Source organism: Staphylococcus sp. T93 (assembly GCF_016743875.1).
Lineage (GTDB): Bacteria > Bacillota > Bacilli > Staphylococcales > Staphylococcaceae > Staphylococcus > Staphylococcus aureus.
The window spans coordinates 2654586-2666108 of sequence record NZ_CP068247.1 but is presented as its reverse complement, the minus strand read 5'-3'; the positions used below and the strand labels follow the sequence as shown (position 1 = coordinate 2666108).

Annotated in this window: 9 protein-coding genes and 2 rRNA genes; all 11 read right to left on the bottom strand. The window is 37.9% G+C overall.

Features of this window, described 5'->3' with window-relative positions; all coding sequences use genetic code 11:
* Positions 1–9 precede the first annotated feature (9 nt).
* The 11 genes from rsmI to JG553_RS13010 all read right to left on the bottom strand — a co-directional run bounded on the left by rsmI (position 10) and on the right by JG553_RS13010 (position 11266).
* Positions 10–849, bottom strand: coding sequence for a 16S rRNA (cytidine(1402)-2'-O)-methyltransferase (gene rsmI / locus JG553_RS13060; RefSeq protein WP_000279926.1), 840 nt, complete (start codon positions 847–849; stop codon positions 10–12).
* Position 850: 1 nt separating this feature from the next.
* Positions 851–1099, bottom strand: a complete 249-nt coding sequence (locus JG553_RS13055) for a GIY-YIG nuclease family protein (protein ID WP_000377064.1) — start codon at positions 1097–1099, stop codon at positions 851–853.
* Positions 1092–1817 (bottom strand): tRNA1(Val) (adenine(37)-N6)-methyltransferase, encoded by a 726-nt coding sequence (locus JG553_RS13050; RefSeq protein WP_000910689.1) that lies wholly within the window; start codon positions 1815–1817, stop codon positions 1092–1094. Before JG553_RS13050 ends, JG553_RS13055 begins: the two co-directional genes overlap by 8 nt.
* Positions 1818–2090: 273 nt before the next feature.
* Positions 2091–2438, bottom strand: coding sequence for a DNA replication initiation control protein YabA (gene yabA, locus JG553_RS13045; protein WP_000375686.1), 348 nt, complete (start codon positions 2436–2438; stop codon positions 2091–2093).
* A 16-nt stretch (positions 2439–2454) separates the two neighbouring features.
* Entirely contained in the window at positions 2455–3258 is an 804-nt protein-coding gene (locus JG553_RS13040; protein ID WP_001134194.1) for a PSP1 domain-containing protein, read from the bottom strand.
* Entirely contained in the window at positions 3259–4185 is a 927-nt protein-coding gene (locus JG553_RS13035) for a DNA polymerase III subunit delta' C-terminal domain-containing protein (RefSeq protein WP_000344337.1), read from the bottom strand. It lies immediately after the preceding gene.
* Between the two features lie 213 nt (positions 4186–4398).
* A complete protein-coding gene (locus JG553_RS13030) occupies positions 4399–4728 on the bottom strand; it encodes a cyclic-di-AMP receptor (RefSeq protein ID WP_000781979.1) in 330 nt (109 codons plus the stop codon).
* A gap of 27 nt (positions 4729–4755) precedes the next feature.
* A complete protein-coding gene (gene tmk, locus JG553_RS13025) occupies positions 4756–5373 on the bottom strand; it encodes a dTMP kinase (RefSeq protein WP_001272126.1) in 618 nt (205 codons plus the stop codon).
* A gap of 1 nt (position 5374) precedes the next feature.
* Positions 5375–6712, bottom strand: a complete 1338-nt coding sequence (locus JG553_RS13020; RefSeq protein WP_000812832.1) for an aminotransferase class V-fold PLP-dependent enzyme — start codon at positions 6710–6712, stop codon at positions 5375–5377.
* A gap of 1440 nt (positions 6713–8152) precedes the next feature.
* Positions 8153–8267 (bottom strand): 5S ribosomal RNA (gene rrf / locus JG553_RS13015).
* A 75-nt stretch (positions 8268–8342) separates the two neighbouring features.
* Positions 8343–11266: ribosomal RNA gene (locus JG553_RS13010) — 23S ribosomal RNA — on the bottom strand.
* Positions 11267–11523: the final 257 nt, after the last annotated feature.

Below are 11523 nucleotides of genomic sequence, written 5' to 3'. Positions count from 1 at the left end.
ATAAAGTGATTAACTTATTTGATGATAAATATTATATACTTCATTCGTTTTAAGTTGTCGTTCTTCAGCAACTTTTTTAATAGCTTGTTTTGGTTTCATCTGTGAAGTTTGAATATAATGATCAACATGCTCATTGATAGATAAATCATCAAACCACGATATCTCATTGTTCGCTTTAGCACCTTCAATTAAGATAACGAATTCGCCTTTCAATGGTACATCGCCTTGCTGAATCAATGCTTGTAATTGTGTTACATCATCAGTTACAATTTGTTCGAACTTCTTAGTTAATTCACGCCCTAGTGATACTTGTCGTGTTGCATCTATCTTTGCAATTGTTTTTAATGTATCTGTCACACGATGCGGTGATTCGTATATAATTAATGTGCTATTTTCATGCATACGTTGCTCTAATACAGCACTTTTTTCTTTCTCTTTTCGTGGCAAAAATCCTAAAAATGTATATACATATGAAGGTAATCCACTAGCCATCAAAGCCGTCAGCCCAGCATTAGGTCCAGGCACAGTCTCTACTTTAATATTAGCTTCTCTGGCTGCCACTACTAATTCGTATCCAGGATCACTAATTAAGGGCAATCCAGCATCAGATACGAGCGCAACGTCAAGACCTAATTCTAACTGTTCAATGATAAAAGCAGTCTGCTTATCCTTGTTATGTTCGTGATATGACTTTAATGGAGTTGGAATATCATAATGATTACACAGTTTACTAGTTACTCTAGTGTCTTCACAAGCAATCATATCAACACGTTTCAATACATCAACTGCTCTATAAGTAATATCTGCTAAATTACCAATTGGTGTGCCCACTAAATATAATACAGCCATACTATCGCTCCTTAATTAATCGCAATTTCTTTTGTCTGGTATAAGTTTTAATTTCATATTCACGCTTCAATGCTTCAGACTTTGTCTCATACATTTCTTGATAAACTAAATGCACCGGACGTCTTACTTTCGTATATTTGGCTCCTTGACCTCGGTTATGTTTTTCAACACGTGCATTAACGTCTTTAGCGTATCCTGTATATAAACTTCCATCACTACATTTTACAATATATACAAAATGACTATCCATAATATACTTCCTTCATTTCTTCGCTATAATTACCATCTTCATTATAAATATAAAATGGGGGCATGATTTCTAAACCTTGATTTCCACCTTTTCGACCTTCTACTACTATCGTTTGTGCTGATTTCCCTACTTTACTATATATAAAAACGACTTTCTTAGGTTCAATATTCACTTTTCTCATTTCAAACAAGACATCCATTAGTCTCTCTGCACGATGTACCATGTTTAGCCTGCCACCTTCTTTTAATAAATGACGGGCTGCAATCATGCAATCTTCAAGTGTACACATAATCTCATGTCTCGCTATCTTATGTGCTTCTTTTTGATGTTGGTGTTGCTGATTCTCTTTAAAATAAGGCGGATTACACGTTACTAAAGTATATTGTGAAGGTTTAAATACTTTAGTAACGTTTTTCAAATCCATGTGATGCATTGTTAAATATTCATCAACATCATTGAATTGAAATGTGCGTCGCGCCATATCGACAAGTGTTTTTTGAATCTCAACACCTTCTATATGTCGTGGATGTTTCGCAAACAATAACAAGGGTATCACCCCATTGCCTGAACATAAGTCCAACACAATATCTTTTGTTCTAGGTTTTGTAAAATGCCCTAACAACAAAGCATCCGTTGAAAATGAAAAAACATCATCATTTTGAATAATACTAAAATCTTCTTTGATTAGTTGATCAAATCGTTCATTCTCTTTTAACATTTTTAACTCCTATGAAGACAACCTTTTTCTATTGAGTAATTGAAAACTCTTTTTATATTATATGCCTAACTACATTCGATGTATTTTTGACTTTTAACAGCTACATTTTATAACTAATGATACTGCGTGCACACTTAATAATAACATTTAGTACCGCCATCTCTTATGCAATCACCAAAACTTTATACACAATTAAAGCCTGAAACATGCATTGTCTCAGACTTATCCAAACCATATTCATTTATAATTATAACACTATTTGAGTGTGCTTGATTAATCACTTAAAACTTCTAAACAGAACAGACAATCTTCACCATGTCGATGTTTTCCAAATAATTCGCCTTTACAAATATGAAATCCTTCTCCATACAATATAGCCAAATTATCTTTACTTGGTAATGGCTTTTTCACAGCTTTTGCTGGTTTTGAATTCGCAGTATCAATAGTAGTTGGTTCATCATTGCCCAACACCTTTTTCAAATTATCATTTTCAAGTTGAAGCGCTACATTTTCTTCTACTAATTCAACTGCAAGTGCCTTTAATTCTGAAGTTTCCTTTGAAAGTTGATTGACATTCATTTCTAAACGCATTATTTTTTCAAATATTTCATTGCGATCCAAATGTAATAATGCCTCCTTAATGCATAGTTTCTATTTCTTCTAATTTATATTCAAGTGGCTGTTCATGTCCCTCAAGCTTCACCTGCATAGAAATGTCTAATATATTTAAAGCAACTACTTTCCCGTTACCATCAGGCGTTTCAATTGCTTCACCAATATCAGGTAATTGTGCACGTACTTCCTCATAATAGTCATTTTCATATTTTAAACAACACATCAAACGACCACATGCACCAGAAATTTTAGTTGGATTTAATGATAAATTTTGATCCTTAGCCATCTTAATCGATACTGGTTCAAAATCCCCTAAAAATGTAGAACAACATAACGACCTACCACAAGGTCCGATACCGCCAAGCAATTTGGCTTCATCCCTTACACCAATTTGTCTCAACTCGATACGTGTTTTTAAATGTTGCGCTAATATTTTTACTAATTTTCTAAAATCAATACGATCATCCGCCGTAAAATTAAAAATAACTTTCGATTTATCTAATGTATATTCGCAATTGACTAAACGCATGTCCAAACCTTGTTCTCTTACAATGTCTTTACATAGTATTAATGCATTTTCAGCATCTCGTTCATTACAATTAAATTTATCAATATCTTTGTCATCAGCAATGCGAATAATATTTTTAAGAGGTAACACAACATCCTCTTCAGCAATATCCATTAATGGATTTTTAACAATACCTATCTCTATGCCTCTTTTAGATTCGACAACTACCCAGTCTTCTATATCTACTTGTATATCATTAGGTGTATAATATTCTAATTTTCCCGCTTTTTGAAACTGAACACCTATTACATTTGGCATCTAACTCACACCCTTAATTACGATTTGTTCAAATACAAGCGTTGGATTTACATTTTGATTCAATTTCTTATGTGCTTCCGTCAGTTGATCAAACATCAAAATTAATTGATTAAACGACAACTTTTGCGCATATTGATCAATATCATTTTTTAAATCACTATATATTTGTTTATCCTCTACATTTACCTTTGTATGTATGATATCTTCGAAGAAACCATTCACAGCTGCAATAGTTAAAGATTGCAGTTTTTTATTTTTAGCCTGTTTCAATAAATCAATAATACCTATAAGTGCCATTGGCTTATTAGTAAGCAACAATTCACACCAACGTATAACTGATTTCCTTAATGCTAATAAATCAAATTCTTCATTTAAAGCCATTGCATTATCTATTTGCGTAGTATAAGTACTAATCATTTCAGCTACTGGCTTAGACATGTTTTGTTCAACTAATCTATTTATAAACTTTTCTTTATCAATAGGCTTGAAATATACATGCTGACACCTTGAATGGATTGTGTCTAAAATTTGCTCAGGTTTTGTAGACAATAAAATAGCAATCGTATTGTCCGGTGGTTCTTCAAGAAATTTCAAGATACTGTTTTCCCCTTGAACAGTTAACTTTTCAAAGTCTTCAATGATGTACACTTTATTTGTGCTTTCTATAGGAAGTTGATTCATATGACGCACAAGTTGTTCAACTTGTTCTTTCTTAATTGCATTCTCAGTTGTTGATATATACATAAAGTCTGGATGATTATATGTACTAACCTTTGTTTCACATTGACTATCTGTTTGACATAAAATAAGCTTTGCAAAATTAATCGCAACTTGTTTCATCGTTTGTGCATCATCACCTTCAAATAAATAGGCATGCGATAATTTATTTGAATGATATGCATTCGTCAATTGTTGCTGTTCATCCATTCATTACAAACTCCCTTTTGCTTTTATATAAAAAGGTTGCCAAAGAGCAACTAATTACTGCAACAATAGCGACCATGATTTGTGATTATTTTTAGAACCACAAAAATCAAATCTATTGGCATCTGAACTAGTCGCAGTCAAGCAACCCAAAATTGTTAATAACTTATTAATACACTATTTTAAGTATCTCTAATTGATGATTGTATTATAGAATTAAAATTGATGGAATGCATCAACTGGCATAACAAATACAGTAGCACCGCCAACTTCAACTTCAACTGGATATGGAATGTACGAATCCGCACTGCCTCCCATAGGTGTAATAGGTGAAACCAACTGTTCTCTATTACCACACGTTTGATTAATCACAGACAATATTTCATCTACACGGTCATCATTGACACCACATAAGAATGTTGTATTACCCGCTCTTAAAAACCCACCTGTTGTTGCCAATTTTGTTGCTCTAAAGTTATTTTTAACAAGTTGATCTGCAAGTTCCTGACTATCTTGATCTTGTACGATCGCTATAATCATTTTCATTTTATAACACCTCTTCTAACAATTATATCATATCTTTTCTAAATATTTGATGATAGTTTGATACGTGTCTTCAACAACATTTTCAAGAGGTTGATCTGCATTAACGCTTTTGAACCGTTGTGATTCATTATGAATGATTTCTTGGTAACCTTCAATTACTTTTTCGTGAAACTTTAAATCTTCTTGATCTAATCTATTTTGATCTCTTGAATTTTTAATAATACGTTCGCGACCTACTTCAGCACTAACATTTAAATAAATCGTCAAGTCTGGATATAATCCATTTATTGCAAATTCGTTTAATGCTCTTACTTCTTCAACGCCAATCCCTCTAGCATAACCTTGATAAGCTAATGAACTATCGATATAGCGATCACACAACACAACCTTACCTTCTTTTAAAGCTGGTATGACCTTTAATACAAGATGTTCTCTTCTAGATGCAGCAAATAACATTGCTTCAGTTCTAATGTCCATATCATTGCCTTCTAATACAATTTTACGTATTTCTTCACCAGTAGGAACACCACCTGGTTCTCTAGTCATAATGACATCATAATCTTTTACTAATCTATGGTAAACTTCATTAATTACAGTTGTTTTTCCAGAGCCTTCTGGGCCCTCAAAAGTTATAAAAGCTGACATTTTATTCATCCTCAACTAAAATTTTATTATTTTTAATTCCTTCAACTATCATTCCAGTTTCCAGATATTCATTTACCAATTCTATCATATTTTCAGTTATTGTTTCTCCTTTGAAAATAATAGGAATCCCTGGCGGATACGGGACAATATGTCGCGCCAGAACTTTACCTTTTGCCTTTTTCAAATCACACCAAGTAACATATTCAAAGCGTTTTGGTTTATAGTTACCTTCAGTTGTTAAAAGTTGTGTTTGTTTAACTTTAGAAACTGATTTTTTCGGTAAAATCATATCTTCAATTTTACGTAAAAGCGAATCAAATAAATACGTATCATCATGATGCCATAACGGCAATATCGCTAATGCTTGATAGTCGTCCGCTAATTCTAAATAGATATGTGCATTCATAAACCAATTTTGAATATCATGACCTGTAAAACCTTCATATTTTATCAGCAACTTCAACGGATCATCAACTTGAAGCATTTCAAAACCCTTCTTCTCCAAACATTCGATTAATTGCGCTCTCTTATCAAAAAACACGGTACTATCATATGTTTTATAGAACTCGGCAGCTGACTCTAAACTAGCCATAATCAAATACGAAGGACTAGATGTTTGGAAGTAGCTTAGATATTCTATAATAGTTTCTCTATAAGGTGCATTTTTATGAATATAAAGTACCGAGCCCATCGTTAAAGCTGGTAACGTTTTATGAAAAGATTGAACAACATAGTCAGCTTGATAATTTAATGTAGAATCTGGAAATCCTTGCAATCCAAAGTGCGCGCCGTGTGCTTCGTCAATGAGTACAGGAATATTTAATTGGTGCAAAGATTTGATAACCTCTTCTACATTAAATGTTTCACCGTAATAGTTAGGATAAGTCAACACAGCAAGTTTGTGACCGTCATTATTCAAACGGCTTAAATTAACTTTATTATAATGATTCGTTAACGGACTTTGATGCGTTTCAATAAAATGCCCTTCTTGTTGGCTAATATCGAGCGCATGTAACACAGATTTATGTACATTTCTTGCCATTAAGATATCGCCTTTTTTCTGTGAAAAAGACTGGATGACAGATAATATTCCTGAAGTGGTGCCATTCACTAAGAAATAAGCATCATAATCTGAATGTTTCTCCACCTGCTTCATACTTTCCAAAATGACTTCTTCAGGATGATGTAAATCATCTAATCCAGGTATTTCAGTTTTATCCATTGTCATTGATAATTGAGATAAATGACCGATAGTCATATTTTTATGACCCGGAACATGCAAAGAAATCGCTTCTTCTTGATTTAAACTTTCTAATTTATTTAAAATAGGTTGCTTCATGATATACGCTTCCTTTATTTACACTGTTTTGGAATTAGTTACTTTCAAAAGTATTAATTATATAGTAACACTTCTTTGACAAAAGTTAGTGTTACTTATGCAATAGCTTGTCTATTGTATAATAATTAATTTCCTTTTTGTACTTCGATTTAAAAGATATTAGACATAAAATCTAAAAACAGCAGTAAGATGATTTATGATTAAAAACTATCTTACTGCTGTTCACTTTTTATAATACTTCTGAATGTCTTCACTTATACTTCTAGTCACAGATTTAAATAATCAAAAGTGCACATTATTAAAATATCAATTTCACACTCAATGCGGCTCATCGCATTCATTTCTTGTCTAGCAACGTTCTACTCTAGCGGAACGTAAGTTAGCTACCATCCTCGCTAAGAACCTTTCTTGACTTGTGACAATCGCTTGCTTCTTTCCTCTCCTTCGGCTCTCGCTTACTCATTTAGCTCTACTAAACTCGTTGCGCTCTTTTCTCGTTTCGTCAGATTCAAACGTTTTCACTTCGCCAAGCCATTTTTCTTTGTGTTTACTTTTTATTTTGACGTTTTAGACATAAAAAAAGAGACCTCACGGTCTCAACTTGCCTGGCAACGTTCTACTCTAGCGGAACGTAAGTTGGCTACCATCGTCGCTAAAGACCTTTCTTGACTTGTGACAATCGCTTGCTTCTTTCCTCTCCTTCGGCTCTCGCTTACTCATTTAGCTCTACTAAACTCGTTGCGCTCTTTTCTCGTTTCGTCAGATTCAAACGTTTTCACTTCGCCAAGCCATTTTTCTTTGTGTTTACTTTTTATTTTGACGTTTTAGGCATAAAAAAAAGAGACCTTGCGGTCTCAATGCGGCTCATCGCATCCATTTTTTGCCTGGCAACGTTCTACTCTAGCGGAACGTAAGTTGGCTACCATCGTCGCTAAAGACCTTTCTTGACTTGTGACAATCGCTTGCTTCTTTCCTCTCCTTCGGCTCTCGCTTACTCATTTAGCTCTACTAAACTCGTTGCGCTCTTTTCTCGTTTCGTCAGATTCAAACGTTTTCACTTCGCCAAGCCATTTTTCTTTGTGTTTACTTTTTATTTTGACGTTTTAGACATAAAAAAAAGAGACCTTGCGGTCTCAATGCGGCTCATCGCATCCATTTTTTGCCTGGCAACGTTCTACTCTAGCGGAACGTAAGTTGGCTACCATCGACGCTAAGAACCTTTCTTGACTTGTGACAATCGCTTGCTTCTTTCCTCTTCTTCGGCTCTCGCTTACTCATTTAGCTCTACTAAACTCGTTGCGCTCTTTTCTCGTTTCGTCAGATTCAAACGTTTTCACTTCGCCAAGCCATTTTTCTTTGTGTTTGCTTTTTATTTTGACGTTTTAGACATAAAAAAAAGAGACCTTGCGGTCTCAATGCGGCTCATCGCATCCATTTTTTGCCTGGCAACGTTCTACTCTAGCGGAACGTAAGTTCGACTACCATCGACGCTAAGGAGCTTAACTTCTGTGTTCGGCATGGGAACAGGTGTGACCTCCTTGCTATAGTCACCAGACATATGAATGTAATTTATACATTCAAAAACTAGATAGTAAGTAAAAGTGATTTTTGCTTCGCAAAAACATTTATTTTGATTAAGTCTTCGATCGATTAGTATTCGTCAGCTCCACATGTCACCATGCTTCCACCTCGAACCTATTAACCTCATCATCTTTGAGGGATCTTATAACCGAAGTTGGGAAATCTCATCTTGAGGGGGGCTTCATGCTTAGATGCTTTCAGCACTTATCCCGTCCACACATAGCTACCCAGCTATGCCGTTGGCACGACAACTGGTACACCAGAGGTATGTCCATCCCGGTCCTCTCGTACTAAGGACAGCTCCTCTCAAATTTCCTACGCCCACGACGGATAGGGACCGAACTGTCTCACGACGTTCTGAACCCAGCTCGCGTACCGCTTTAATGGGCGAACAGCCCAACCCTTGGGACCGACTACAGCCCCAGGATGCGATGAGCCGACATCGAGGTGCCAAACCTCCCCGTCGATGTGAACTCTTGGGGGAGATAAGCCTGTTATCCCCGGGGTAGCTTTTATCCGTTGAGCGATGGCCCTTCCATGCGGAACCACCGGATCACTAAGTCCGTCTTTCGACCCTGCTCGACTTGTAGGTCTCGCAGTCAAGCTCCCTTATGCCTTTACACTCTATGAATGATTTCCAACCATTCTGAGGGAACCTTTGAGCGCCTCCGTTACCTTTTAGGAGGCGACCGCCCCAGTCAAACTGCCCGCCTGACACTGTCTCCCACCACGATAAGTGGTGCGGGTTAGAAAGCCAACACAGCTAGGGTAGTATCCCACCAGCGCCTCCACGTAAGCTAGCGCTCACGTTTCAAAGGCTCCTACCTATCCTGTACAAGCTGTGCCGAATTTCAATATCAGGCTACAGTAAAGCTCCACGGGGTCTTTCCGTCCTGTCGCGGGTAACCTGCATCTTCACAGGTACTATGATTTCACCGAGTCTCTCGTTGAGACAGTGCCCAAATCGTTACGCCTTTCGTGCGGGTCGGAACTTACCCGACAAGGAATTTCGCTACCTTAGGACCGTTATAGTTACGGCCGCCGTTTACTGGGGCTTCGATTCGTAGCTTCGCAGAAGCTAACCACTCCTCTTAACCTTCCAGCACCGGGCAGGCGTCAGCCCCTATACATCACCTTACGGTTTAGCAGAGACCTGTGTTTTTGATAAACAGTCGCTTGGGCCTATTCACTGCGGCTCTTCTGGGCGTTAACCCTAAAGAGCACCCCTTCTCCCGAAGTTACGGGGTCATTTTGCCGAGTTCCTTAACGAGAGTTCGCTCGCTCACCTTAGAATTCTCATCTTGACTACCTGTGTCGGTTTGCGGTACGGGCACCTATTTTCTATCTAGAGGCTTTTCTCGGCAGTGTGAAATCAACGACTCGAAGACACAATGTCTTCTCCCCATCACAGCTCAGCCTTAACGAGTACCGGATTTGCCTAATACTCAGCCTTACTGCTTAGACGTGCAATCCAATCGCACGCTTCGCCTATCCTACTGCGTCCCCCCATCGATTAAAACGATTATAGGTGGTACAGGAATATCAACCTGTTATCCATCGCCTACGCCTGTCGGCCTCAGCTTAGGACCCGACTAACCCAGAGCGGACGAGCCTTCCTCTGGAAACCTTAGTCAATCGGTGGACGGGATTCTCACCCGTCTTTCGCTACTCACACCGGCATTCTCACTTCTAAGCGCTCCACATGTCCTTACGATCATGCTTCAACGCCCTTAGAACGCTCTCCTACCATTGTCCAAAGGACAATCCACAGCTTCGGTAATATGTTTAGCCCCGGTACATTTTCGGCGCAGTGTCACTCGACTAGTGAGCTATTACGCACTCTTTAAATGATGGCTGCTTCTAAGCCAACATCCTAGTTGTCTGGGCAACGCCACATCCTTTTCCACTTAACATATATTTTGGGACCTTAGCTGGTGGTCTGGGCTGTTTCCCTTTCGAACACGGACCTTATCACCCATGTTCTGACTCCCAAGTTAAATTAATTGGCATTCGGAGTTTGTCTGAATTCGGTAACCCGAGAGGGGCCCCTCGTCCAAACAGTGCTCTACCTCCAATAATCATCACTTGAGGCTAGCCCTAAAGCTATTTCGGAGAGAACCAGCTATCTCCAGGTTCGATTGGAATTTCTCCGCTACCCTCAGTTCATCCGCTCACTTTTTCAACGTAAGTCGGTTCGGTCCTCCATTCAGTGTTACCTGAACTTCAACCTGACCAAGGGTAGATCACCTGGTTTCGGGTCTACGACCAAATACTAAACGCCCTATTCAGACTCGCTTTCGCTACGGCTCCACATTTACTGCTTAACCTTGCATCAAATCGTAACTCGCCGGTTCATTCTACAAAAGGCACGCCATCACCCATTAACGGGCTCTGACTACTTGTAAGCACACGGTTTCAGGTTCTATTTCACTCCCCTTCCGGGGTGCTTTTCACCTTTCCCTCACGGTACTGGTTCACTATCGGTCACTAGAGAGTATTTAGCCTTAGGAGATGGTCCTCCCAGATTCCGACGGAATTTCACGTGCTCCGTCGTACTCAGGATCCACTCAAGAGAGACAACATTTTCGACTACAGGATTATTACCTTCTTTGATTCATCTTTCCAGATGATTCGTCTAATGTCGTCCTTTGTAACTCCGTATAGAGTGTCCTACAACCCCAACAAGCAAGCTTGTTGGTTTGGGCTCTTCCCATTTCGCTCGCCGCTACTAAGGGAATCGAATTTTCTTTCTCTTCCTCCGGGTACTAAGATGTTTCAGTTCTCCGGGTGTGCCTTCTGATATGCTATGTATTCACATATCGATAACATGACATAACTCATGCTGGGTTTCCCCATTCGGAAATCTCTGGATCAAAGCTTACTTACAGCTCCCCAAAGCATATCGTCGTTAGTAACGTCCTTCATCGGCTTCTAGTGCCAAGGCATCCACCGTGCGCCCTTAATAACTTAATCTATGTTTCCACCATTTTTATAAGTCAAACGTTAACATGAAGTTACGTTCTTTTATAAAAAGATTTAAACGCGTTATTAATCTTGTGAGTGTTCTTTCGAACACTAGCGATTATTTCTTATGAATTCAAGCTTATTTAAAACTCTTTATTCACTCGGTTTTGCTTGGTAAAATCTATATTTTACTTACTTATCTAGTTTTCAATGTACAATTTCTTTTTAGTCAAGCGCTCGCATACTGCTTTATTTTTCATAAGCAA

Bases quoted from the DNA above. Each gene is read 5' to 3' on its own strand.
- tmk (WP_001272126.1), bottom strand. From the start codon at position 5,373: ATGTCAGCTTTTATAACTTTTGAGGGCCCAGAAGGCTCTGGAAAAACA.
- rsmI (WP_000279926.1), bottom strand. From the start codon at position 849: ATGGCTGTATTATATTTAGTGGGCACACCAATTGGTAATTTAGCAGAT.
- JG553_RS13020 (WP_000812832.1), bottom strand. From the start codon at position 6,712: ATGAAGCAACCTATTTTAAATAAATTAGAAAGTTTAAATCAAGAAGAA.
- JG553_RS13040 (WP_001134194.1), bottom strand. From the start codon at position 3,258: ATGCCAAATGTAATAGGTGTTCAGTTTCAAAAAGCGGGAAAATTAGAA.
- JG553_RS13050 (WP_000910689.1), bottom strand. From the start codon at position 1,817: ATGTTAAAAGAGAATGAACGATTTGATCAACTAATCAAAGAAGATTTT.
- JG553_RS13030 (WP_000781979.1), bottom strand. From the start codon at position 4,728: ATGAAAATGATTATAGCGATCGTACAAGATCAAGATAGTCAGGAACTT.
- JG553_RS13035 (WP_000344337.1), bottom strand. From the start codon at position 4,185: ATGGATGAACAGCAACAATTGACGAATGCATATCATTCAAATAAATTA.
- JG553_RS13055 (WP_000377064.1), bottom strand. From the start codon at position 1,099: ATGGATAGTCATTTTGTATATATTGTAAAATGTAGTGATGGAAGTTTA.